At 71.1% G+C, this 24174-nt stretch carries 24 protein-coding genes; 16 read left to right on the top strand and 8 right to left on the bottom strand.

Going from position 1 to position 24174, the window contains the following annotated elements; genetic code table 11:
• Window positions 1-419: 419 nt before the first annotated feature.
• Window positions 420-1406 carry a tRNA dihydrouridine synthase DusB gene (dusB, locus tag WMF31_RS19400; RefSeq protein ID WP_436603379.1) on the top strand — a complete coding sequence of 329 codons (987 nt, stop codon included), beginning with the start codon at window positions 420-422 and terminating at the stop codon, window positions 1404-1406.
• A 72-nt stretch (window positions 1407-1478) separates the two neighbouring features.
• Here the strand turns inward: dusB and WMF31_RS19395 are convergent, their stop codons facing one another.
• From WMF31_RS19395 to WMF31_RS19370, 6 genes are all read right to left on the bottom strand, one after another.
• Complete coding sequence (locus WMF31_RS19395) at window positions 1479-2984, bottom strand: HAD-IG family 5'-nucleotidase (RefSeq protein WP_436603378.1); 1506 nt, start codon at window positions 2982-2984, stop codon at window positions 1479-1481.
• A gap of 162 nt (window positions 2985-3146) precedes the next feature.
• Complete coding sequence (locus WMF31_RS19390) at window positions 3147-3701, bottom strand: STAS domain-containing protein (RefSeq protein ID WP_436603377.1); 555 nt, start codon at window positions 3699-3701, stop codon at window positions 3147-3149.
• A 7-nt stretch (window positions 3702-3708) separates the two neighbouring features.
• Window positions 3709-4248, bottom strand: a complete 540-nt coding sequence (locus WMF31_RS19385; RefSeq protein ID WP_436603376.1) for a SpoIIE family protein phosphatase — start codon at window positions 4246-4248, stop codon at window positions 3709-3711.
• A gap of 23 nt (window positions 4249-4271) precedes the next feature.
• Window positions 4272-4901, bottom strand: a complete 630-nt coding sequence (locus tag WMF31_RS19380) for an ATP-binding protein (protein WP_436603375.1) — start codon at window positions 4899-4901, stop codon at window positions 4272-4274.
• A 405-nt stretch (window positions 4902-5306) separates the two neighbouring features.
• Entirely contained in the window at window positions 5307-6014 is a 708-nt protein-coding gene (locus WMF31_RS19375; RefSeq protein WP_436603374.1) for a hypothetical protein, read from the bottom strand.
• 292 nt (window positions 6015-6306) lie between these two features.
• On the bottom strand, window positions 6307-6579 hold the full coding sequence (locus WMF31_RS19370; RefSeq protein WP_436603373.1) for a hypothetical protein: 273 nt from the start codon (window positions 6577-6579) through the stop codon (window positions 6307-6309).
• A gap of 132 nt (window positions 6580-6711) precedes the next feature.
• Here WMF31_RS19370 and WMF31_RS19365 point away from each other — a divergent pair, with 132 nt between their 5' ends.
• The 5 genes from WMF31_RS19365 (at window position 6712) to WMF31_RS19345 (ending at window position 10777) form a co-directional block, all read left to right on the top strand.
• A complete protein-coding gene (locus tag WMF31_RS19365) occupies window positions 6712-7452 on the top strand; it encodes a nucleotidyltransferase family protein (RefSeq protein WP_436603372.1) in 741 nt (246 codons plus the stop codon).
• Window positions 7449-8444 (top strand): GHMP family kinase ATP-binding protein, encoded by a 996-nt coding sequence (locus tag WMF31_RS19360; RefSeq protein WP_436603371.1) that lies wholly within the window; start codon window positions 7449-7451, stop codon window positions 8442-8444. The genes WMF31_RS19365 and WMF31_RS19360 overlap by 4 nt, the downstream gene beginning before the upstream one ends.
• A gap of 65 nt (window positions 8445-8509) precedes the next feature.
• Window positions 8510-9130, top strand: a complete 621-nt coding sequence (locus tag WMF31_RS19355; RefSeq protein WP_436603370.1) for a D-sedoheptulose-7-phosphate isomerase — start codon at window positions 8510-8512, stop codon at window positions 9128-9130.
• Between the two features lie 9 nt (window positions 9131-9139).
• Entirely contained in the window at window positions 9140-9754 is a 615-nt protein-coding gene (locus tag WMF31_RS19350; protein ID WP_436603369.1) for a D-glycero-alpha-D-manno-heptose-1,7-bisphosphate 7-phosphatase, read from the top strand.
• 30 nt (window positions 9755-9784) lie between these two features.
• Window positions 9785-10777, top strand: a complete 993-nt coding sequence (locus WMF31_RS19345; RefSeq protein ID WP_436603368.1) for an AAA family ATPase — start codon at window positions 9785-9787, stop codon at window positions 10775-10777.
• On the opposite strand, the gene dnaE is transcribed toward WMF31_RS19345, so the two are convergent.
• On the bottom strand, window positions 10770-14417 hold the full coding sequence (gene dnaE / locus WMF31_RS19340) for a DNA polymerase III subunit alpha (protein ID WP_436603367.1): 3648 nt from the start codon (window positions 14415-14417) through the stop codon (window positions 10770-10772). The genes WMF31_RS19345 and dnaE overlap by 8 nt on opposite strands.
• Window positions 14418-14660: 243 nt before the next feature.
• On the opposite strand from dnaE, the gene WMF31_RS19335 reads away from it, so the two are divergent.
• The 6 genes from WMF31_RS19335 (at window position 14661) to WMF31_RS19310 (ending at window position 19986) form a co-directional block, all read left to right on the top strand.
• The gene (locus tag WMF31_RS19335; RefSeq protein WP_436603366.1) at window positions 14661-15746 is read left to right on the top strand and encodes a hypothetical protein; all 1086 of its coding nucleotides are present in this window, start codon (window positions 14661-14663) and stop codon (window positions 15744-15746) included.
• A gap of 464 nt (window positions 15747-16210) precedes the next feature.
• Window positions 16211-16834, top strand: a complete 624-nt coding sequence (locus tag WMF31_RS19330; protein ID WP_436603365.1) for an OmpA family protein — start codon at window positions 16211-16213, stop codon at window positions 16832-16834.
• Between the two features lie 204 nt (window positions 16835-17038).
• Entirely contained in the window at window positions 17039-17491 is a 453-nt protein-coding gene (locus WMF31_RS19325) for a c-type cytochrome (RefSeq protein WP_436603364.1), read from the top strand.
• Window positions 17492-17745: 254 nt separating this feature from the next.
• Window positions 17746-18111, top strand: a complete 366-nt coding sequence (locus WMF31_RS19320) for a hypothetical protein (RefSeq protein WP_436603363.1) — start codon at window positions 17746-17748, stop codon at window positions 18109-18111.
• 513 nt (window positions 18112-18624) lie between these two features.
• The gene (locus WMF31_RS19315; protein ID WP_436603362.1) at window positions 18625-18801 is read left to right on the top strand and encodes a hypothetical protein; all 177 of its coding nucleotides are present in this window, start codon (window positions 18625-18627) and stop codon (window positions 18799-18801) included.
• A 93-nt stretch (window positions 18802-18894) separates the two neighbouring features.
• Window positions 18895-19986, top strand: a complete 1092-nt coding sequence (locus WMF31_RS19310) for a TIGR04552 family protein (RefSeq protein WP_436603361.1) — start codon at window positions 18895-18897, stop codon at window positions 19984-19986.
• A 167-nt stretch (window positions 19987-20153) separates the two neighbouring features.
• On the opposite strand, the gene WMF31_RS19305 is transcribed toward WMF31_RS19310, so the two are convergent.
• The gene (locus WMF31_RS19305) at window positions 20154-20894 is read right to left on the bottom strand and encodes a Crp/Fnr family transcriptional regulator (RefSeq protein ID WP_436603360.1); all 741 of its coding nucleotides are present in this window, start codon (window positions 20892-20894) and stop codon (window positions 20154-20156) included.
• Between the two features lie 233 nt (window positions 20895-21127).
• Between WMF31_RS19305 and WMF31_RS19300 the strand changes: the two genes are divergently transcribed.
• From WMF31_RS19300 to WMF31_RS19285, 4 genes are all read left to right on the top strand, one after another.
• On the top strand, window positions 21128-21640 hold the full coding sequence (locus tag WMF31_RS19300) for a DUF507 family protein (RefSeq protein ID WP_436603359.1): 513 nt from the start codon (window positions 21128-21130) through the stop codon (window positions 21638-21640).
• A gap of 241 nt (window positions 21641-21881) precedes the next feature.
• Window positions 21882-22199 (top strand): hypothetical protein, encoded by a 318-nt coding sequence (locus tag WMF31_RS19295; RefSeq protein WP_129348066.1) that lies wholly within the window; start codon window positions 21882-21884, stop codon window positions 22197-22199.
• A 23-nt stretch (window positions 22200-22222) separates the two neighbouring features.
• Window positions 22223-23269, top strand: a complete 1047-nt coding sequence (locus tag WMF31_RS19290; RefSeq protein ID WP_436603358.1) for an NAD-dependent epimerase/dehydratase family protein — start codon at window positions 22223-22225, stop codon at window positions 23267-23269.
• Window positions 23270-23295: 26 nt separating this feature from the next.
• On the top strand, window positions 23296-24165 hold the full coding sequence (locus tag WMF31_RS19285) for a YicC/YloC family endoribonuclease (RefSeq protein WP_242516593.1): 870 nt from the start codon (window positions 23296-23298) through the stop codon (window positions 24163-24165).
• Window positions 24166-24174: the final 9 nt, after the last annotated feature.

The raw sequence follows: 24174 nt of genomic DNA, 5'->3' as shown, positions 1-24174 counted from the left end.
CCGTTGCTGGCCGCTCGCGCGCCGATCGCCGCTCGCGCGCCGATCGCCGCGCGCCGCGCCGCGCGCGGGCCGCCGCCCAGGATGTCGCACCCGATGGGCGATGCGCCGCCTCGCGCTCCGCGCTCGCGATCCACACGCACACCGGAGCCGCGAGATCGTGAGTCACCTCCCGCGCACACCGCTCCGGCGCGAGGCGCTCCGCGCGCCGGTCTCCGGCCCTCGCCCCGCCGCCGCGGCCGGCCCCGCCGGCGCCGCGGCGTCCGCCCGCCTCGTCGTCCTTCCCTGGCCGCGCGCGAGCAGGCCGATGGCGACCGGCCGGAGGGCCCGCCGGGGCGCCGGCGCGTCCGCGGCGCGGCGCGCGCCCGGCCGGGCGGTCGCCCTGGTCAAAGGGTCGGATCCGTGCTTGAAAGCTCGCCACCGTGCCGCTCTCGCCTGAACGTTTCCGCGGGCTGTTCGCGAACCGCCCTGTCGTCCTCGCGCCGATGGAGGACGTGACCGACGCCGTCTTCCGCCGCATCTGCCGGGACCTCGGCGCCGAGCTGTGCGTGACGGAGTTCGTGAACGTCGAGGGGCTGCTCCGCGGATGCAGGAACGCGCGGCGCAAGCTCGCCCTGTCCGAGGGAGACCAGCCGACGGCGATCCAGATCTACGGCGCCAACCCGGACCGCCTCGCGGAGGCCGCGCGCATCGCCGAGGCGGCCGGGCCGGCGTTCCTCGACATCAACTGCGGCTGCTGGGTGCCGAAGATCGCGGGCCGCGGCGCCGGCGCGGGCTGGCTGCGCGATCCGGAGGCCATGGTGTCGATGGCCCGGCTCGTGACCCGCACGGTCGCGCTCCCGGTGACGGTGAAGACCCGCATCGGCTGGGGCCCCGAGTCCCACATGCCGATCGTCGACCTGGCCCGCCGCCTCGAGGACGCCGGCGTCGCCGCGCTCACGATCCACTGCCGCACGGCCCAGATGGGGCACTCCGGCGCGGCCGACTGGAGCTGGGCCGCCCGCGCGCGCGAGGTCGTGTCCATCCCTGTCCTCGTGAACGGCGACATCAAGTCCGCCGACGACGCCGCGCGCGCCCTCCGCGAGACCGGCTGCGCCGGCGTGATGGTCGGTCGCGCCGCGATCGACCACCCCTGGATCTTCCGCGAGGCCCGGGCCCTGCTCGACCAGGGCGCGCACATCCCGCCGCCGTCGCCCGAGGAGCGCCTCGCCCTCTGCCGCGCGCACCTCATCGCGAACACCGAGGCGCGCGGCGAGCCGCACGGCGTGCGCGTCACCCGCCGCCACCTGAGCGGCTATCTCCGCGGCCTCCCCGGCGCGGGCGCCCTCCGCCGCGAGCTCCTCTTCTGCGACAGCCTGGACGGCTGCCTCGCCATCCTCGACAGCGCCGCGCAGAAGCTCGCGGCCTGAGGCGCTCGCCCGTCACGGAGCGCCGACGCGGCGGGCCGGGCGTCGACGGGGCGCCACGGGCCCGCCGCCACGCTACATCCCGGCGGGCGTCGCGTCGTCGACCGGGGCGTCCTCGCCGGTCTGCCGATCGGCCCCCGGCGGGGCGCCCATGGGGTCGTGCGGCAGGCTCCCGCGGTGGGAGCGGATCAGCACGTGGGGGGTCGCCAGGAGAAAGTTGGAGACGCGGGACGTGTAGATGTCCGCCGAGCGCTCGATCTGCCGGGCCAGGTGGCTCTTGTCGTTCCCCGTGCGGAGGAGCAGCCCCCACCTCGGGTTCAGCGTCTCGGCCGAGGCCTTCGCGAGCGGCGCGATCCGCGCGTCGAGCGCCGCGAGGCTGGCCTTGAGCTCGTTCATCCGCGCCTGGACCTCGCCCTCCGTCACCCCGACGACCGGCCCGTACCCCGCCCGCATCCGCTGGAGCTCGAGGCGCAGCCTCGCGTAGAGGCGCTCCATGTCCTCCTTCTCCCGCATCCAGAGATCGAGGCGCGCCTCGGCGCCGCGCGCCTCCTCGATCGCGACGATCTCCTCCTCGAGCTCCCGGATGATGAGCGCCGTGCGCCACCGGAGCGCGCTCTTCGACACGTGCACGTCTCCATAGATGTGGTCGCCGACATAGAGGATCTCGTCGCCGGACACGCCGAGGTGGTGCTCGACGAGCCCCGCGTTGCCGCCCAGGTAGTGCCCCCCTTCGCGCAGCCGGCCCGCCGGCCGCAGGAGGCCGTCCTCCGTGACCACCTCGAACAGCGGCCCGCGGCTCGAGAAGAACTCCGGCTTCCGCGCGAACACGATGACCACGTCGAACAGGTCTCGCCACGTCATGCCGTCCGGCAGGAAGCGGTCGAACGCATAGCTCATCATCGCGCGCGTGTAGACCCACTCCGAGTTCGTGATCAGGAGGAGCTTCTTCCCGGCCTCCCGCTGGTCGAGCAACGTGAGCGGGGTCTCCGGGTCGAGCAGCACGAACCTGTCCGGATCGGCGATGATCTCCGCCTTGAGCTGCCCCTCCATGTGGGTCGCGTCGAGGCGGTCCTTCACGCGGCGGTAGAGATCGGTGTAGCCGAGCACCTCGGGCAGACGGCGCTGATCGAGCAGGTCGACGAGCTTCGCGTACATGCACCCTTCCGAGAGCGAGAAGAGCGTGTTCAGGAAGACGTAACGGACGTCCGAGAGGTCGACGATGGTCCGCGCGTAGATCGCGCGCTGGGTCTCGAAGTCGATCGGCTGCGTGCCGTGGAAGGCCCGCTTCACGTAGCCGAACCGGTTCACCTTGAGCAGGTTTCCGAGCTCGGTGTCGAGGATGAGCCCCCGGATCACGAGGTCTGGCTCGAAGGTCAGGTCCCCGACCGGCCAGCCCTCGCTCTCCAGCTGATGACGGAGATGCTCATACGCCCGACGCTCCCACGCCTCCACCCTGTAGTGGATCAGGGTGTAGTCCATGTCGTACCCGATCGCCTTGATCGAGCGGAGGTTCAGCGTCCGGTTGCAGAAGATCCCCCGCTGCTTGGGCGGCGGAGTGGCGAGGCAATCCAGCTTGTCCATGGGGGTGCGCCCCGCAGCCGCAGCGGGGCCGTGAGGAATACCAGGGACCTCGAGGGTTGCCCACCGGGACCAACGCCGCCGTCCGGCCGTCCGGCCGTCCGCGCGGCGCGCCGACACGCCCCTGTCGCGCCCCGGACGCGATCGTGGCACCCGCCCGCGGGCTCAGCCTCGCCGGAGGCGGCTCTTCGAGCCCTGCCGGCGCTCGGCGCCCGCGCTCCGCGAGGGCCGCGCGAGCGACGCCGCGCGCCGCGCCTCGCCGCGGTCGTCCCCTTCCAACCCGTCGTCCTCGTCGTCATCCTCGTCGTCGAAGAGGTCGTCGTCGTCCTCGTCGTCGTCCTCGTCGAGGGCCTCGGCCCGGCGCACCTCGAGCCCGAGCATCGTGAGCGCCTGCTCGAGCGTCAGCGCCGTCCGGACGGCCTCGAGCTCGACGCCCATCGCCTGCAGCGTCATCGCGATCTCCGGGCTGAGCCCGGACAGGATCGTCGGCGTGCCCATCAGCCTCGCGGCGGAGGCGAGGTTCGAGAGCACGGCGCACAGGTGGCTGTCCATGATCCATACGGCGGTGAGATCGATGACCAGCCCCTTCGCCCCGCTCTCGTGGATGGCCCGCAGAACCTCGGTGTTCAGCTGCTCGGCGAGATCGTCGGTCACGTCTCCCTGGATGGGCACCAGGATCCGGTCCCACAGGTTGATGATCGGAAGGCGCTTGAGCTCCATGGTCATCCTAAGGTTCGATGTCGGCGATCAAGACGGTCGAGTCATCGTGTGAGCGCCGGTGTCGGCTCATGAGGGCGCGGCACGCCTCCGCGGCCTTCATCCCACGAAACACCGAGAGATCGAAGCGGGGCGAGACCCCGTCCGAGAAGAGGACGAGCCGGTCGCCCGGCGCGAGCTGCGCGTCGAAGATCCGGACCTTTCCGAGCGACGCGCCCAGGATGCCCGGGCTCTGGAGCCACTGGACGCGCGTGCCCTGCGACGCGAGCTCGACGTTGCCGACGCCGCAGCCCTGGAGCCGCCCGTCGCGGAGGCGGCAGATCATCCCGGCGGCGCCGCGGGTGCCGCGGAGGCGCGCGTGGACGCGGTCCACGAGGGCGCGGACGTCGTCGCGCTCGGGCGCCTCGGCGAGCGCCTCGAGCGCGACACCCGACGCGGCCGCCGCGCGCTCGCCGTGGCCCAGGCCGTCGATCACCGCGAACAGGGCGCCGTCCTCGCAGGCGCGCACGTACGCGGCATCGCCGCTGACCCGCTCTCCATCCTTGGGCACGACGACGTGCTCCACCGCGACTCTCACAGGTGGACCTCGATTTCCACCCGCGTGCCCTTCGGTCCCGAGTCGATCTGAAAGCGATCGGACAGGCGTTTGATCCCGATCAGACCGCGACCCATTCCGGTCTTGCTCCTGTAGCGCCCCGCGAGGATCTCCTGCAGGTTCTGGATGCCCGAGCCCTCGTCCACGGCGGTGATGACGAAGCGGACCGGGCTGTCCCGGTGCACGCCGATCTCGATCGTCCCGCCGGGTGTATAATGGACGATGTTCCTGGCGAGCTCGCTGACGATGGTCGCGACCTTGTGTGACGTGAAGCTCTTGGCCCCGGCCGCGTCGCAAACGGCCTTCGCGCTCAGGCGCGCCGCGCTGATGTCCGCCTCCACGCTGATGGCCATGACCCTCGAGCGCCGCGAGGGCCGATCGCCGCCGACGGCCGCGATTTCCGCCTTCAGCCGCCCGAGGCGCGCCGGATCGACATAGAGGCGGGCACGGCGCTCGATGCTGGGGAGGATGTCCGGGAGATCCTCGATGGAGAACCTCTCCGGCACGATGTCCGCCTCGCGCATGGCCCGGAGCAGGACTCCCTCGGCGTTCATCGCCGAGAGATAGCCGAGCAGGACGTTGAGAATCTGTTCGTGCGCGGGAGTCATCCGGAGAGGACCTGGAGGGTCAGGTTACCGGGGCCCTGCCCCCGCGTCGAGAGCGCGGCGACGAGAGCGGCCCGGTTCGCCGGGCGACACGCTCCAGACGGCCGAGGCCGGCCAGACGCGGGTCCGTTCCGTCGGCTCGACGTCTGTCATCGCGCCTCGCGTCCATGCGGCCATCCTGGCCCGGCAGGGCGCCCGCCGGCACACGCTCGCGACGCCCGACCGCCCGGCGTCACCCCGCGAACGTCCAGCCTCCCCAGCCAAGCAACGCGCATGCCCGGACAGCAGGCTCGTCGTCGCAGGGGGAAGGCACGTCGGATACTCCCCGCGTTCCGGCGAGCCCCTTGTGTGGCTCGCCGGAACGTATGCCCCTCCGGTGAGCAACCCCGGGTGCCCCCACCTCATCGCTCAGGTCGGGTAGTACGCCGCCTGACCCTGGCGCATCTCCTCGGTGATCTTGTTTTCCTCGACAAGCCTCTTGATCGGCCCCTCGAGATCGGCTGCGGGCGTTCCCATCGCCAGCGCAAGCTCCTCGAGCCCTTGCCCCGGCTCGATCTCCACATGGGCGAGCAGCGCCTCGGCGATCTCATCTCCGGGTCCGGACGCCGCGACCTGCGGGGCCTCCGTCCCGGCCACGATCGCCTGCTCGGCAGCCTTCTCGCCTGCCGCGCTCTCCGCTGGTCGAGCCCCCGCGGCGTCCGCCCCCGCGGCGCCCGCCGTGCCCGCGTCGCTCGCCCTGGGCGCCGGCGTGGCCGCCCGTGGCCTGGCGGTCACGGCGGCCCGCGGCGCGACCGCCTTCTTGCCCGACGCGGCGCGCGCCGGCTTGCTGGGCGCCGGCTTGCTGGGCGCCGGCTTGCTGGGCGCCGGCCTCCTGGGCGCTGGCTTCTTGCGGGCCGGCGCAGCCACGCGGCTCGGCGCAAGCGCGCCCCCGACCTTGCGGGCCGGCTTGATGGGAGTCAGGGCGGGCTCGATGGATATCCCTGCGGCCCTGATGTCGACTTCCAGGTGCCGCGCCACGCTCTGGAGAATGTCCTTACGGACCAGCGCTCTCATGCCCTCCAGGAACTCGGCGACCGAAGCACGAATCTCATTCTCGATCTCGACATCGGATATCACGCAGCCGCCGTCTCACGAATCCCCGGGAATGTCAATGTCTTCGATGCGCTGTGGCTCGCGCCGCCCGGCGAACCGGTACGTCGCGATACCGGTCGGCCCCCGCGGCGTGACGCTCGGCTCACCCCGGGCCCGGCGGCAACGCGTCCAGTGTGAATTTGCCGCTCTACCAAATGAAATGTGGGCAAGAACTGAAACCCATCGACAAATCAACTCGCAGCCATTCGTCCACGCGCCTGGCAGAGGTTGACTTGCCGCTCGCGCGGCCGCGCCCCCGCTCGCCGTCCTGCACGGCTCAAGCCGCCTTGACGGCGCGGAGCGACGGACGGCGCAGCGGGCGGGGCGGCGCCGCGGTGAACGCCGCGCCGAGGGCGAGGCCGCGGAGCGTCAGCCGCATCCGGAGGGCGTCGAGGTAGCCCTCGCGGTGCAGGGCGGTGACCGCCTGGCGTACGTCGGTCCGGCGCACCTCGAGGGCGGCGGTCAATGTTTCGAGGGTCACGATTGCGCCCTCGCCCTGGAGGGCATACAGGGTTCGAAGAAGGTGGGGAGCGAGGTCGTTCATGGTCATGGCGCCCACGTTAACCGGGCGCCTGAACGGCTGTACAGTTTTCGGTGACGATTTTCCCGACCGGCGGCGGGTGATGCGGAGCCCCCCACCTCCCCCGCGGGACGCGGCGGCCATCTATGGTACGTCCCGCTCGTGCGCGCCGATGCCTCGCCTCCCCAGGCCGTGATCCTCGCCGGCGGGCTCGGCACCCGGATGCGCCCGCGCACCGAGCACACGCCGAAATTCCTCCTGCCGGTGGCCGGGAGGCCGTTCGGGGCGTGGCTCCTCGAGCGGCTCGCCGCCGCGGGGTTCGGCGAGGTGATCCTCTGCGTGGGTCACCTCGGCGACGCCATCCGGGGGGCGATGGGCGAGCGGTTCGCGGGGATGCCGCTCCGGTATGCCGATGACGGCCCCGAGCTCCTTGGCACGGCCGGCGCGCTTCGCCGCGCGCTGCTCCACCTGGCCCCCGTGTTCCTCATGACGTACGGCGACTCCTATCTCCCCTTCGACTACCAGGCCCCGCTCCGCGACCTCCGCGCGCACCCCGGCGCGCTCGGCACCATGGCCGTGTACCGGAACGCGGGGCGTCTCGACGCGTCGAACACCGCGGTCTCGGGCGACCTCGTGGCGCGCTATGAGAAGCGCCGGGCGGACGATCCGCCCGACCCCGCCCTCGACCACATCGACTACGGCGCCACCGCGCTCCGCCGCGAGGTCGTCGAGGCGCTGCCGGCGGGCGCGCCGCTCGGCTTCGAGGCGGTGCAGCGCGACCTCGCGGCGCGCGGCCGCCTGCGGGCGCTCCCGGTCGCCGAGCGCTTCTACGAGATCGGCTCCGAGCAGGGCCTCCGCGATCTCGAGGCGGCGCTCACGGCCGCAAGGGAGGGGCGAGGATGATCGTCTCAAGAGCCCCGGTGCGCTTCTCGCTCGGCGGCGGCGGCACCGATCTGCCCGCCTACTCCGACCGCTTCGGCGGCTACCTCGTGTCGGCCGCCATCGACAAGTACATCTACGTGACGGCCAACAAGCGCTTCCACCGCGATATCCGCCTCGCGTACTCCAAGACCGAGATCGTCCCGTCGGTCGACCGGATCGAGCACCCGATCTTCCGGGAGGCGCTCCGGATGGTGGGAGTCGAGCACTCGATCGAGCTGACGAGCGTCGCGGATCTGCCCGCGAACTCGGGCCTGGGCTCGTCGAGCTCGTTCACGGTCGCGCTCCTCAACGCGCTGCACACGTACCGGCGCGACTTCGTCTCGTCCGAGCAGCTCGCCCGCGAGGCGTGCGCCATCGAGATCGAGCGCCTCGGCGAGCCGATCGGCAAGCAGGATCAGTACATCGCGGCCTACGGCAACATCACCGCGTTCACGTTCTCGCCGGACGGCTCGGTCCACGTCGAGCCCGTGCCGATCCGCGACGAGGTGATGGACGAGCTCGAGAGCAACCTGCTCATCGTGTGGAGCGGCGTCGAGCGCCCGGCGAGGGTCGTGCTCTCCGAGCAGGGGAGGCGGCTCCACGACCTCGATCCCGACGTGGTCGGGCGGATGCACCGCATCAAGGAGATCGGCCGCGACGTGCACCGCCTCCTCGTCACGGGTCGTCTCGACGACTACGGCGAGCTCCTGCACGCCCACTGGACGCAGAAGCGCAAGCTCGCCTCCAAGATGACCGACGAGGCACTCGACGAGATCTACGAGATCGCCCGGGGCGCCGGGGCGCTCGGCGGCAAGCTGATGGGCGCGGGCGGCGGCGGCTTCTTCATGTTCTACGTCCGCCCGGCGGAGAGGCGCCGGGTGCTGGAGGCGCTCGCCGCGCGGGGCCTGCGCGTGCTGCGCTTCCGCTTCGACCTCGACGGCGCGCGCATCGTGGCGAACCTGCACCGCTCCTGAAGGGGCGCCCCGCCGGGGGCGCCTGCTCCTGGGCATTTCCGCCGGACTCTGGCTATACATCGAGCATGCCCCAGAGCACGCAGGCGTTCGTGGAACAGTACCTCCGCGAGACGGCCGAGATCGCCCTCGCGACGAGCCCCGAGGACATGGCCCGCGTCATCGAGATCCTGTTCGAGGCGTACCGGAACGATCGGACGATCTACACGTGCGGCAACGGCGGCTCGGCCGCCAACGCCAGCCACCTCGCCTGCGACATCGCCAAGTTCACGTGGGTGGAGGGCAAGCGGCGCTTCAAGTGCACCTCCCTCTGCGACAACGCGGCCCTCATCAGCGCCCTGACCAACGACGTCGGCTGGAGCCGGGTCTTCCTCGAGCAGCTCGACGGCCGCGTCGTCGCGGGCGACGTGCTCGTGTGCCTGAGCGTGCACGGCGGCGCGGGCGCGGATCGGGCGGGCCCCTGGTCGCAGAACCTGGTGGCCGCCGCGGATTTCGCGAAGCGGGCCGGGGCCAAGGTGGTCGCGCTGGTCGGGTACGACGGCGGCGCCCTGCGCCAGATGGCCGACGCCAGCGTCGTCGTGCCGCGGACGCGGGCCGGCACCACGTCGACGCCGCACGTGGAGGGCCTCCACGAGGTCTACCATCACCTCATCTGCGAGCGGCTCCTGCAGCTCGTGGCCGAGCGCTGAGCGCCGCGCGTGAGCAGGCGGCGCGGGGTCGTGCTCGACCGCGACGGCACCCTGATCGACGTGGTGCGCGACGCCGAGCTCGGCGTCGTGGTGACGGCGTTCCACCCCGATCAGATCCGCCTCTTGCCCGGCGTGCTGGAGGGCCTCCGGCGCCTCGCCGACGCGGGGTTCCTGCTCGCGATCGCGACCAACCAGCCGGGCGCGGCCAAGGGGCAGGTGCCGCTCGCGGCGATCGAGCGCACGAACCGCGCGCTGGTCGAGCGGCTGCGCGAGGCCGGCGTCACGATCGCGGCGCTCGCGGTCTGCCCGCACCACCCCGAGGGCGGCCCGGGCGGCGATCCGGCGCTGATCGGCCCGTGCGCCTGCCGGAAGCCGGCGCCGGGCATGCTCACGGCGCTCGCGCGCGAGCTCGATCTCGACGCCTCGGCGAGCTGGATGATCGGCGACGCGGCGAGCGACGTCGCGGCCGCGCGCGCCGCGGGCATGCGGTCCGGCCTGATCCTGGACCGGCGCCGCTGCGAGCTGTGCCCGCTCCGGGGCGAGGCCGCTCTGCCCTGCCCGGATCGCGCGGCGCCGCGCCTCGATCTCCTGGCGGAGGAGATCCTCGCCGGGCCGCGCGGCTAGGTGGTGCGCGGCGCGTGCTACCGTCCCGCCGTGACACCTCACGCGGATCACGACGGCGGCGCGCCCGGCGGCCGCGACGACACCCCGGCCTCCGCGGGCGAGCTCGACGCGCGCCTCGCGGCGGCCAGCTACATCTCCGATCAGGCGACCTCGCTCGCGCTCTGGCTCGCGCTGCGCATGGATCGGCCGCTCCTGCTCGAGGGGCCCGCCGGCGTCGGCAAGACGGATCTCGCCCGCGCCGCGGCCGCGGCGCTCGGCCGCGGGCTCGTCCGGCTCCAGTGCTACGAGGGGCTGGACGAGGCCAAGGCGCTGTACGAGTGGGACTACGCCAAGCAGATGCTGTACACGCAGCTCCTGCGCGACGCGGTCGCGAAGGAGATCGCCGGCGCGGCGAGCCTCTCCGACGCCGCGCGCGCGATCGCGGGGAGCGAGGCGTCGTTCTTCAGCGAGCACTTCCTGATCGCGCGCCCGCTCCTCGCGGCGCTGCGGAGCGAGGCGCCTGTCGTCCTCCTCATCGACGAGGTCGATCGCGCCGACCCGGAGTTCGAGGCGTTCCTGCTCGAGGTGCTCTCCGAGATGCAGGTCACGATCCCCGAGCTCGGCACGATCCGCGCCGCGCGCCCGCCGCTCGTCCTGCTCACGACGAACGCGACCCGCGAGATGACCGAGGCGCTGCGCCGCCGTTGCCTGCACGCGTTCCTGGACTACCCGCCGCCGTCGCGCGAGGTCGCGATCCTGAAGGTCGCGATCCCGGGGATCGAGCCCCGCCTCGCCGCGCAGGTCGTGGCGTTCGTCGGCGCGCTGCGGGCGATGGATCTGCGCAAGCTGCCCGCCATCAGCGAGACGATCGACTGGGCCCGCGCGCTGCTCCTGCTCGGGCGGCGCGCGATCTCGCCGGAGGTCGCCCGCGAGACGCTCGGCGTGCTGCTCAAGCACCAGCGCGACCGGAGCGACGCCGAGGCGAGGCTCGGGGCCCTCGTGAAGGCCGCCGAGCAGGCCGGCGCGGACGAGCCGGCTACCTGAGCTCGGCCACCTTCTCGCCGAACAGCTTCTCGAGCCGCGCGAGCATGGCGTCGTTCGGCTCGACGCGGAGCTCGCGCCCGAGCGCGAGCACCGCCTCCGCCCCGTCGTCGAGCTGGATCACGAGCTGCACCGGGCACACCCCGGGGCTCGCGCGCAGGAGCGCCCCGAGGCGGTCGATGTGCTCGCGCCTCGTGCTGCGCGACTTCAGCGTGATGGCCACGCTCCTGGTCTGCGCGAGGATGGCGTCGGAGAGCGGCTGCACCTCGTCGAGCAGGAGGGTCGGCTCGCGCGGCGCGGCCTCCGCCTCCTCGGCCCCCTCCTCCACCATGGGGAAGCTGACCTTCCCCGAGATCAGCACCGGCTCCCCGCGGTTCAGGAGCTCCCCGTAGAGGCCGATCTGCTTCTCGCGGACCTTGACCTCCACCCGGCCCGTGGTGTCCTCGAGCACGAAGAACGCGATCTTGCCGCCGCCCCCCTTGAAGATGCGCTCGCGGTAGCCCTCGACCATCCCGCCGACGCGCACCCTGGACCACGGATCCATGCCGGCCAGCGCGCTCACGGCCACCACGTCGAAGCGGCTCAGATCCACGCCGTACCGGTCGAGCGGGTGCCCCGAGACGTAGAACCCGAGCGACTGCTTCTCGCGCGAGAGCGTCTCGCGCAGGTCCCAGTCCTCGACCATCGGGTACTCGTCGAGCCGCTGCTCGACCTCGGGCGCCGCCTTCTTGAAGAGGCCGAACAGATCCGTCTGCCCCCCCTCGCGGTCGCGGCTCGCGCGGCGCGACCGCTCGAGCGCCTTGTCGATGGCGGCGAACGCCCGCGCCCGGGAGATCCCCCGCGCGTTGAGGCTCGCGTCGAACGCGCCGCACTGCACGAGCGCCTCGAGCACCCCCTTGTTGACCCGCCGCGGATCGATGCGCTCGGCGAAGTCGAACAGGTCCGCGAACGCGCCGCCCGCCTCGCGCGCCTCTAGCACCGCCTCGAGCGCGGACTCGCCGACGCCGCGGATCGCGCCCATCCCGAACCGGATCTTCGGGTTGTACGGGTCCTTCACCCGGGACCCGCCGCGGCGCGTGCCGGCCGCGCGCTTGCCGCTCGATCCCGGCGTCGCGCTGTAGACCACGGTGAAGTCCATCTTCGACTCGTTGATCTCCGGCGGCAGGATCTCGACCCCCCACGCGCGCCCCTCGGCGATGATCCGCACGACCTTCTCGATCTTGTCGCGGTCGGCCGTCATGAGCGCGCAGAGGAACTCGACCGGGTAGTGCGCCTTGAGGTACGCCGTCTGGTACGTGAGCAGCGCGTACGCGGCCGAGTGGCTCTTGTTGAAGCCGTACCCGGCGAAGTACTCGAGGAGGCCGAAGATGCGCTCGGCGTCCTCGGCCTTCACGCCTTGCTTGAGCGCGCCGTCGACGAACGTCGCCTTCTGCTTGGCCATCTCCTCGGGCTTCTTCTTGCCCATGGCGCGCCGGAGCAGGTCGGCGCCGCCGAGCGTGTAGCCCGCGAGCCGCTGCGCGATCTGCATGACCTGCTCCTGGTAGACGATGACGCCGTACGTCGGGACGAGGAGCTCGTCGACGAGCGGGTGCATCTTCTCGATCGGCTTGCGGCCGTGCTTGCAGTCGACGAAGTCCTTCACCATGCCGGTGCCGAGCGGCCCGGGCCGGTAGAGGGCCACGGCGGCGACGATGTCCTCGAAGGCGTCCGGCTTGAGGTCCTTGAAGAGCTGCTGCATCCCGCTCGACTCGAGCTGGAACACGCCGGTGGTCTCGCCCGACTGGAGCAGCGCGTAGGTGGCGGCGTCGTCGAGCGGCACGGCGTTCACGTCGAAGCGCCCGCCCTCCCGCTCGGCGATGTCCGGCCGCGCGTTCACGAGCCGCACGGCGATGTCGATGACGGTGAGCGTCTTCAGCCCGAGGAAGTCGAACTTGACGAGCCCGGCCTGCTCGACGTCGTCCTTGTAGTACTGCGTGACGAGCTGCTCGCCGTTCTTGAAGCACGGGACGTGGTCCCAGAGCGGCCCCTCGCTGATCACGACGCCCGCGGCGTGCATGCCGGCGTGCCGCGTCAGGCCCTCGAGCTTCTGCGCCTGTTTGAGGAGCTCCGCCACGGTCGGGTCGCTCTCCTTGAGCGCCTTGAGCTTCGGCTCGATCTCCAGCGCCTCGGGGATCGTGTACATGACGCCCGGCCCCTTCTGCGGGACGAGGCTCGCGAGCTTCTGCGCCTCGTTCGCCGGGAACGCCATGGCCCGGGCGACGTCCTTGATCACGCTCCGCGCCTTGAGCTCGTGGAACGTCGCGATCTGCCCGACCGACGGCTTGTCGGCCTCCTTGCTGTACTTCCTCGTGACGTACGCGATGACCTCGTCGCGCCGGTCCATGCAGAAGTCGACGTCGAAGTCCGGCATGCTGACGCGCTCCGGGTTCAGGAAGCGCTCGAACAGCAGGTTGTACGGCAGGGGGTCGAGGTCGGTGATCCCCATCGAGTAGGCGACGAGCGAGCCCGCGCCCGACCCGCGGCCCGGGCCGACGGGGATGCCGTTGTCCTTGGCGTACTTGATGAAGTCCCAGACGATGAGGAAGTAGCCCGGGAAGTCCATCTGCACGATGACGTCGAGCTCGATGTCGAGCCGGGCCCGGTAGGTCGCCTCGTCCACCTGGCGGCCCGACCGCGCGATCTGGGCGAGCCGCGTCGTGAGCCCCTCGTGCGCCACGTGGCGGAAGTACGAGGCCGGGTCGTCGAACCCGCTCGGCAGCGGGAACCGCGGGAGCATCGGCTTGCCGAGCTTGAGCTTGAGCGCCGAGCACCGCTCGGCGATCTCGAGCGTCGAGCGCACCGCCTGGGGGTAGTCGCGGAAGAGGTGCGCCATCTCGTCGGCCGGCTTGAGGAACATCTCGAAGCTGCCGTGGTGCGCCTCGCTCGCCTCGGCGAACGTCCGGTTGGCGGCGATGCACGACAGGTAGAGCTGCCCCTCGCCGTCCTCGCGCGCCCCGAAGTGCGCGTCGTTCGTCGCGACGAGCGGCAGGCCCAGATCGCCGGCCGCGCGCGCCAGGATGCCGTTGAGCACCGACTGCTCGACCAGCCCGTGGTCCTGCAGCTCGACGTAGAGGCTGCCGGGCTCGAAGCAGTCCCTGAGCCGGCTGAGCGCCTCGCGCCCCTCGTCCTCGCCCTGCTCGAGGATCCGCTGGGCGACCACGCCGCCCATGCACCCCGTCAGGCCGATGAGCCCGGCGCTGTGCTGCGCCACCGTCTCGAGGCGGACGCTCGGCGCGAGCCCGCTCGCGGGGTCGACGTGCCCCTCCGAGACGATGCGGACGAGGTTCTTGTAGCCCTCCTCGGACGCCGCGAGCAGCACGAGGTGATCGACGGGCGTCTCGTCCGCGCCCGAGCGCGACACCTGCCCCGCGGCGGCGCCCCACCCGCGCGCCACGTTCACCTCGCAGCCGAGGATCGCGCCGATGCCTTCGGCCTTGCACGCCTTGTAGTGCTGAATCGCCCCGAACATGTTCCCGTGGTCCGTCAGGGCGACGGCGCGCATGCCCAGCGACTTGGCGCGCGAGACCAGGTCCTTGATGCGCAGCGCGCCGTCGAGGAGCGAGTACTGCGAGTGCACGTGGAGGTGGATGAACTCAGCGGTCACGGCAGGCTTCCAGATAGCTTCTCATCGTGGTTCGACCAGGGAAATTCTGGCGATCGTGGAGGGCGGCAGAGGACGGAATCGCGAGGTATCGAGGCGAGTGAACACCGCACGCCAGCGAGCTCACACATAGCGCATTGCGCGGCCGGGATCGCCCTTGATGAGCCGCGCGAGCCGGCGCTAGCATGAGCGCCCGTTTGCGAGCACATGCCTGAGCTGGGGTGGGGATTCCAGAAAGTGAGGTCGATGATGCGTCATTCCCGTATCGCCGTCGCGGTCTATTTGACGACGGCGCTCCTGTCGCTGGCCGGTTGCGGCTCCGAGGCTTCAGCTCCCGCTGACAACCACGCCGACGTCGACCTCGGTCAGCCGCCCGCGCCGGGCCCGGCGCAGCCCGGCGAGAGCGGCGCGAGCGTCGCGTTCGCGATGGATCGGCTCTTCCTCGGCGACACGGATCGTGACGGGAACAAGGCGGCCGGCAGCTGGAAGGAGTACGGCCTCAACCTCGACGGCCTCGTGTCGAGCGCCGCGTCGACGGGCCTGTGCAAGCCGGTCACGGGCGCCGAGCCCTCGGACATCTATCCGGACGGCGCCGGCGGGATCGACAACTCGTTCGGCAAGAACCTCGTCGGCCTCATCGCCACGCTCCTGCCCGATCCGTCGACCCTGGTGAGCGACGCCATCGGCAACGGCGATTTCACCGTGATCCTGAAGATCGACGGGCTCGGGGAGCAGTCGTCGTACAACCCGCTCACCGCGAAGCTCTACGGCGGCGCCACGCTCGGCGCGGCGCCCGCGTGGGACGGCAGCGACAGGTGGCCCGTCGTTCCGGAGCTGCTCGGGGACGCGCAGGATATCGCGAGCGCCAGGGTCGTGTTCCCGGACAGCTACGTCGTCGACGACACATGGGTGTCGGGCACCCAGCCCCAGGGCACCTTCAAGCTGAACCTGACGATCTCGAACAACACCATCGGCCTCACGATCAGCAACCTGAGGATCACGATGGAGCTCGACCCGGATCACAAGAGCGTGGTCAAAGGCACCATCGCGGGCGTGCTCGAGACGGACGTCCTCGTCGAGGAGCTGCGCAGCGTCATCGGCACCATCGAGCCGAGCTTCTGCGAGAGCACCGGGCTCGACTCGACCCTCGATCAGGTGCGCCGCGCCTCGGACATCATGAAGGATGGCGGCCAGGATCCGGGCCAGGAGTGCAATGCCATCTCCATCGGCATCGGGTTCACGGCGAGAGAGGTCCAGCTCGGCGACATCGCGCCGCCTGCCGAGGCGACGAGCACCGCGTGCGGCGAAACCGCCCCCACGGACGGCGGCTGACCGCGGCGGATCGCATCACGACTCCGGGCCACCGCGCAGGGCGGCGAGGACAGGAGTCCCGCACGCCGGGCGCAGCGGAGCACCTCCCGCGCGCCCTTCCCGCCAGCTCTCCGCACCTCCTGCGACCCGGGCTGCTCGCCGGGCGCGAAGATCGTGCTCGCCCATGAGCCGTCGCGCGCCCGGCGCGCGTCTCTAGAAGGCCCCCCGCCCGTCCAGGGTACGCTCGGGCCGAACAGGCCCCTGCCGCGCGCCTCGGCGGTCCGCCCGCTGGCATCGCGGAGGCGCCCTCTTCCCGGTTTCGTTCGTCGTGACTTTTCGCTAGAAGGCGGCATCGCTTCGATGCGTCCACCACGCAAATACCCGATGGCGGTGAAGATTCATGGCGAGCTGCCGTCCACGGGCGTCAGGCCGGCGGGTTGCTCGACGCGAGCTGTGGCTCGTGCCCTCAGAGGAGAACAACGTCCATGCGTAGATACGTCGCTTCCGTTCTGTGCGCCGTGATGATGGTTGGCACCGCCGCCGCGACGGCGGGTTGCACGGCCCACGCCTCGTTCAACGCCGGCGGCGAGGCGGCGAAGGCCCCTCCGCCTCCCCCGCCCGCGCCCGAGCCGGCGCCCGAGCCGAAGGAGGAGAAGCCTCGCCGGCGCTTCAAGCTCACGTTCAAGCTGAAGGGCAACCAGGTCGAGCTGCCCGGCCCGGTGGTCTTCGAGACGGCCAGCGACAAGCTCGCGCCCGAGAGCGACGAGGTGCTCGGCATCGTCGACGACTTCCTGAATCAGCGGAAGGACGTCAGCCTGCTCCGCATCGAGGGCCACACGGACTCGGACGGTGAGGACGCGCTGAACCAGACGCTCTCGGAGAAGCGCGCGATGTCGGTCGCGCGGTGGCTCGTGGCGAAGGGCCACGACTGCAAGCGCTTCATCGCCGTCGGCTTCGGCGAGAGCAAGCCGGTCGCCGACAACAACACGCCCGAGGGCAAGGCCCAGAACCGCCGCACCGGGTTCTTCATCGCGGCAATCAACGGCAAGGCGGTCGACGGCGCCCCGGTGGACGCTGGCGGCAAGGTCGCCGGCGATCCCTGCAAGTGATCGCGCTCCGCCCGCGCGGCGCGCGCGCGACGCTCCTGCGCGCGCCGCGATGCGGTCGTCGTCCGCTGACGGCTGGCCGCCGCGGCTGATCGCGGATCCCCGCCGGCGCGCGGCGCGCGTCATGGCGCCGGGATCCGGCGCCGGATCCCGGCGCCTCACGTCTTCGCTTGCCTCCCCGCCCATCTTCACTATCGGTACTGCGCCATGCCGAGACGCCACGTCAGGGCCCTGGGTCGCCTCCTTTGCACAGCCGTCCTTCTTGCCGGGCTTTTCGGCTGCAATTCCGGATCGGGCGACGTCCGCGAATGGACGCCGGCCGATCACGATCCGCCGAACCCCGGCCAGGGCCAGCAAGCCCAGGGCGGCAAGGTCGCCCCCCGCCCCGCCGCCTCGAGCGAGACCGATCCCGGCTTGATCGAGCTCGCCTGGCAGCGGAACTGCGCCACCTGCCACGGCGCGACCGGCCGCGGCGACGGCCCGCAAGGTCCGATGGTCCGCGCCCCGGACCTCACGGACGCGGCATGGCAGGATCGGGTGGCCGACGGGCAGATGGCGGAGGTGATCAGGAAGGGCAAGAACAGGATGCCCCCGTTCGATCTCCCGCAGTCGGTGATCGACGGCCTGGTGAAGCGGATCCGGGCCCAGCGCGCCCGCTGAGGCGCGCGGCGGCGCCTCGCGCTCGGTCGCCGGCGGCCGCCCCGGCCGTGATGCCCCGAGCGCGCCGGCCCAGCAGGGTACCGGCCGCGCGCGGCCAGCAGATTGACAGCCCTCGTGGACCCGGCCACGTTGCCCCGGACCACGACGTGACCGACCCCCCGATGCCCGCCACCTCGCAGGAAGCTCTCCCCCCGGCCCCGGACCCCCCTGCCCCGGATCAGCGACAGGCGGAACCGGCCGAGCGGCCGCCCTGGATGCGACGCTTCGCCCCCCTGATCCTCCTCGCGGGAGCGCTGCTCGCCGGGAGCACCTTCCTCAAGAGCCTGCCGGAGGAACGAGAGATCGAGCTGCGGCTGGAGGACGCCGCGAGCATCGTGCACCTCGACGTAACGTGGACGGAACCATCGTCGGGCGACGGCGCGACGGACACGACGCCGGTCCATGGCAGCTCGTGGAATTTCGCCGAGGGGACCGCGCCCAGGTCGGTTCTCACCAAGGTGCGGCTCCCGGACGGCCTCTACAACCTCGAGATCGCGGTCGACAGGACGCGCGGGCGCGACACCACACGCCGGGCCGTCACGCTCGGGGACTCGACCCGGATCACGTTCCCCGTGCGCTGAGCCGCCGGCGCTGGCCTCCTGCCAGCGCCGGCTCGACCGAGACACCGGCGCTCCGGGGCGAACGCGGGCCCGTTCGCGGATCGCCCTGCCGCGCCCCCGCTCACCCTCCACCTGCGGTCGGCCGGTTCACGCGACCGTTGACTCCCGGAAGCTGACAAGCCAGGCACTGCCGCGAGTTGGAGGCGTGTCCCTGAAGCGTCACCTCGCGTCCCGGGGACCGCGCTCCACCGGTGAGACAGCGGCTTCGATTCTGTCAACAAAGTGTTGTTTTTGTTCGATTATTTCTGTATCCAGCGGCGGCGGCGCGTTCGGGAACGAAATGTGAGAACGAATTCGCTTGATGAATTCCCCAGGAAACCGCTACTTCTTGGCCCGCAGCAGCAGGGCGTGGCACTTTATCCTACAACCACTTACACGCTCTGACCGGGACGACCGTGATGCATCGAGGCGCCCCCCCGGCGGGAGCGTACATGCGACCTGTACAGTGTCGCTGGAAGCGGAGAAGGAGAACCGATGAGGATCACCCCGTGGTATCTGGCTGCGCTCGCCCCGTTCGCCGCCATTGGTTGCAGCGGCGCCTACCTTGGCCACGCGGCCGTGGTTGCGCTGACGATCGGCATCTTCCTCGGGACCCTTTCGCTCGGCCGCGCCCCGAGCTCCCCTACCCCGCCGAACGCCCCTGTCTCCTGACTTTCTCACCCAGCCACCGCCTGCTTCACTGCGAAGCGAACCTTTCCCAAGCGTTCTACAGCCCTGGCGCTTACGCTCGGGGACCGTGAGGTCATGACGCACGACGCCTCCGTCGGCCGGCTCAAGCGACTCGAAGAGTTCACGCTCATGGACCTGGAGTCCGTGCACCTCATCCTGCGCGGCGAATCGGTCATCGACTGGCGACGGCTCAACCTCGAGAGCGAGCAGGCCGCGCGCGAGCTCCTGCTCTCGCAGGAGTTCCGGCCCGACGAGCCCGGGGACCGCGCCCATCTGGAGAGCGTCAAGAACGAGGCGATCGCCTACCTGCGCCGCCACTTCGAGTTCCCGATCCCGAGCCCGGTGGCGCGCGCGTCGGTCGAGGACATCCTCCTGCTCGCCTCGGGCAAGGGTCACCGCCAGCTCTGCGCCTGCACGATCCTCAAGGCGATGCACATCATCCATCACCTTGCCGGGCGCGAGCTCCTCTTCTCGATCCCGATGTCCGACCAGGACGTCTTCCACCTCGTCGAGGAGAAGGTGTACCGGGTGATCGGCGGCATGCTCGCGGCGGGCTTCCCGATCACCGAGTTCATCGGCGGGCGGAAGAACAAGGACTCGCTCTACACGAAGCTCCTGTCGAAGTCCGACACGACCGCGGCGGCCATCTACGACAAGCTCCGCTTCCGGATCGTCTGCCGCACCGTGGACGATCTGCTGCCGGTCCTGCTGTACCTGTCCGAGCGTCTGTTCCCGTTCAACTACGTCGTGCCTGGCGAGAGCACCAACACGATCCTGCGCTTCCGGAGCTTCTGCGAGGCGCGGCCGTACCTGCGACCGAAGCTCGACGCGTTCCAGACCGACGTCGACGACGGGCTGGTGGCGGGGGACAACAGCTTCAGCGATCGGAGCTACCGGGTGATCCACTTCGTCGTCGACCTGCCGGTGCGCCTCCCCTCCGAGATCCTCGACATGGCGCCGCCCGCGGCCTGGGCGCTCGGGCCGATCATCTTCGTCCTCTGCGAGTTTCAGCTGATCGACCGCGAGACCGAGGCGGCGAACGAGATCGGCGAGGCGAGCCACGCCAGGTACAAGGAGCGGCAGAAGCAGGCGGTCATGCGCCGGCTCAAGCTCGGCCTGCGCTCCACCCGCGACCCGCTGATCGGCGGACCCAAGCGGGATCGCTGACCCTGGCCGCCGCAGGCGCGGCGGCCGTCGCGGGCGCGGGCGCCGCTGTGGCACCGGGAGCAGTCGGGCTGTGGGAAGTGGGCCGCCTGGCGGGCGGCCTGGACATCAGCGGGCGGCGCGCGGACGAGAGGATGAGCCTCCTCGACGGCGCCGCCGGGCGTACGGGCTCAGATGCGGCTCTTCAGCGCGTCGCGATCGAGGACGACGATCCGGCGGCGATCGATCTCGATCACCCCCTTGCGCCGGAGGTCGCCCAGGGTGAGCGTGACGGTCTCGCGCGTCGAGCCGATCATGCTCGCCATCTCCTGATGGGTGAACGGTGCGGAGATGAGGACCCCGCGCGGATCGGGGATGCCCCAGCGCGTCGCGGCCTTGAGCAGGAACTCACAGAGCCGGGCCTCCACGTTGCGGAAGAGCATCGAGGCCAGGCGCTCCTCGGTGTCGGTATGTCGCTCGACCAGGGTGGTCACGATGGCGGCGGCGAAGTTGGCGTCGCTCGCCATCAGGCTCCGGACCGTCGCGAGGGGAACGATGAGCGCCTCGACGTCCTCCGTCGCGATCGCGCTCTCCCGGTGGGCGGTGACACCGCCGAGCGCGGCCTCGCCGAGCACGTCGCCGGCCCCCCTGTAGCCGAGCGACAGGCTGCGCCCGTCGCTCATCCCCCGGACCAGCCGGACTCTGCCAAGGCTGAGCATCGCGAGGCCGGTCGCCGCGTCGCCCTGCGTCACCAGGTGGCGCCCTTTCGCGACGCGTTGAATCGTCCCCCCGTCGGCCAGCGCCGCCTGCGTGGCCGGGGATGCCGCGTTGCCGATCGCGCCGCGCCGGACAACCCGACGTTTGCGCGAGTCGAGGTCGAGTCCACCGTCGTTCCCGAGCGCGCCAGGCTGAACCCTGACGCTCCGTGCCATCGCATCCTTACCCATCATCATCGCGGCTGCTCCTGCGGTTTGCGGTGTTGCGGTCCGGCTGTCCCCGGGAGGCCCCCGCCGGCCGGGCGGTCCCGAACTGTGCCGGCACCTCCCACTTGCGTTGACATCTCGGATACGCGGCCCGTACCTTTCGGTCTGAGCCGGGCACGCCCCGTGAACGAACCCCTGCACGGGGGAGCCAGTTCGACCGCTCCTCCAGCTACGGACGTTGGATGCGCCTCTTTAGCGGCAAAATTACTCCTCTCACAGAAGAAATCGTCCGCGCGCTCGTGGACAATCGCGATATCGAGTGCGAATCGAAAAAAGAGGTCGCGCTCGACATCGAGTCGGTGTTCACGAGCTACCTGCAAGCGGAGCGGGAAGCGACCGAGCGGGCGAAAGAGATCCTCCAGGCACGCGGGCTCCCCCAGGGCGAGTTCAACCGGGTCAAGCGCCTGGCCGCGGAGCAGAAGGGGATCAAGACAGGCGAGGAAACCATGGATTATCTCCTCGACCAGCTGCTCGAGATGCTGATGTACTCGAACAACGTCGAGGAGGTCTTCGTCGAGGACCACGACCTGCGGCGCCGGATAAGGCCCATCCTCCGGAAATACCTCGAAATGGACGAGGCGCTCGACACGGAGGTGCGGGGCAAGCTCCGCCACGTGCAGGAAGGGTCCCGCACCTGGGAGATCGAGTACCAGCGGGTCATGGGCGAGATCCAGCGACGGAAGGGGCTGGTGTAGCCCGCCGCGCGGGCACGGACGGGCGAGCGAGGCAGCGCCCTGCCCAGGGCGCCTGCTTCGTCCACGGCGACCTGCCGCCCCGGCGTCCGGGCAGCGCCGCGCGGGCCTCGCGTCGGCCCTCGCGTCGGCCCTCGCGTCGGCCCTCGCGTCGGACAGAAAGGCCGCTGGCGCCGTCCAGCGCCCCGCTCCGGCATGTTCGGCCTGCCAGATCGGCCTCCGTCGTGGTACCGGATGGGACACCATGAGCTGGATTCCGAAGGTCGAGGCGAAGCGGCACTTCTGTCATAAATGCAAGAACGAGCTCATCTTCGAGGTGAAGCTCCAGCGTGCGGACACCTGCCCCCATTGCGGTGTCGACCTCCACTGCTGCAGGAACTGCGAGAACTGGGACCCCGCCGCTCACAACCAGTGCAAAGAGCACATCGCCGAGTACATCCCGGACCGGGAAAGGGCGAACTATTGTACTTTCTTCACGTTCAAGAACGGCGTACCTGAGGACAACTCGAAGCGGATCGCGGACGCTCGTTCCAAGCTCGACAACCTTTTCAAGAAGAAGTAGGCGCACGCCGGCGGAGCCCCCACATGTCCACGCCTCGCTACTTGATCACCGGCGGTGCCGGTTTCATCGGAAGCAACCTCGTCGCGGCGCTGACGGCCGCCGGGGAGCGGGTCCGCGTCCTCGATAACCTGGTCACGGGCCGGTGGGAGCACCTCGACGGGCTCCCGCACCAGTCGCTGATCGAGCGCGTCACCGGGGACATCCGGGACGCGTCCGCGGTCGCGGCGGCGGCGGCGGGCGTCGAGGTGATCTTCCACCAGGCCGCGCTCGGCTCGGTCCCGCGCAGCGTCGAGACGCCGGTCGAGGCGGACGCCGTCAACGTCGGCGGCACGGTCACCGTGCTCGACGTGGCGCGCCGGCAGGGCGTGCGCCGGGTGCTCTTCGCGGCCTCGTCGAGCGCGTACGGCGAGACGCCCGCCCTCCCGAAGCACGAGGGCATGGAGCCGATGCCGCTGTCGCCCTACGCGGTCACGAAGCTCGCCTGCGAGCACTACATGAAGGTCTTCGCGGACATCTACGGCATCGAGACCCTGAGCCTGCGCTACTTCAACGTGTTCGGGCCGAACCAGACGCCGGACGGCGCCTACGCCGCGGCGATCCCGCGCTTCATCGACGCGGCCCTCCAGGACCGGCCGATCCCGATCTTCGGCGACGGCGAGCAGACGCGCGACTTCTGTTACATCGAGAACACCGTCGCCGCGAACCTGCTCGGCGCGACGTCGTCGAAGCGGTTCAGGGGCGAGATCATCAACATCGCCGGCGGGCGCAGGATCGCGCTGAACGAGCTCTGCAGGGAGATCTCGCGGGCGCTCGGGCGCGACATCGCCGTCGAGCACCTGCCCCCCCGCGCCGGGGACATCCGCCACTCGCTGGCCGACGTCTCGCGAGCGGCCGAGCTCATCGGGTACGAGCCCCGCGTGCGCTGGGAGAACGGCATCGCGCCCACGGTCACGTACCTGCGGACGCTCCGCGAGGCGGGCCCCGCGGCCGCCTCGGCGACGCTCACCTCTGGCAAGGTTCCGCTGCCCAGGTCCAGAGGGGCGGCGGACACCGGGCACCAGGCGAGCTAGGTCGAGCGAGGCGGCGCGTGCGGAGCATGACCGGCTTCGGGCTCGGTGACGCTTCGCTCACCGAGGGGCGTGTCGTCGCCGAGATCCGCTCGGTGAACCAGCGCTTCCTCGACGTGCGCGCGCGGCTGCCGCGCGAGCTCGTCGATCTGACGATGTTCGCCGAGCAGGTCGCGCGCGAGCGGCTGCGCCGCGGGCGCATCGAGATCGTCGTGCGCACCGAGGGGGCGGTGCTGGCCCCGAGCGCGCTCGACAAATCGAAGGCGCGCGCGGCGTTCCGCGCGCTCGCCGAGCTGCGCGACGAGCTCGCGCCGGGCGCCGAGGTGCCCCTCTCGCTGCTCTGCGCCGTGCCGGACCTCTTCGCCCCCGTGACCGGCCACGAGATCGCGGCGGTCCGCGGCGCGCTCAAGCTCGCGATCGAGCGGGCTATCGACGCGATGGAGGGCATGTGCCTCCGCGAGGGCGAGGCGCTCGCCAGCGACATGCGCGGCCGCGTGGCGACGCTCCGCGCGCTCGCGTCCGAGGTGGTGGCGCGCGCGGACGAGGCGCGCGAGGCGCTCAGGCGGCGCCTGCGCGAGCGGGTCGAGCGGCTGCTCCAGGGGGTCGACGCCGGCTTCGAGGCGACGCGGATCGAGGCGGAGGTGATGCTGCTCGCCGAGCGCAGCGACATCACCGAGGAGATCACCCGGCTGCGGAGCCACCTCGACCAGTTCGGCGGGGCGCTTTCGGCGCCCGGGAGCGATCCCTGCGGAAGGAGGCTCGACTTCCTGCTTCAGGAGATGGTACGCGAGGCGAACACCCTGGGCTCCAAGGCGCAGGACGCCGCCATCTCCCAGCACGTCGTGGCGATGAAGGTGGAGCTCGAGCGCCTGCGGGAGCAGGTCCAGAACATCGAGTGACAGGAGAGC

This window comes from Sorangium sp. So ce1036 (genome assembly GCF_051369805.1).
In the GTDB taxonomy this organism is placed as follows: domain Bacteria; phylum Myxococcota_A; class Polyangia; order Polyangiales; family Polyangiaceae; genus Sorangium; species Sorangium cellulosum_F.
Note: the sequence above shows the minus strand (reverse complement) of the source record. Positions and strands in the feature narration are given on the sequence as shown.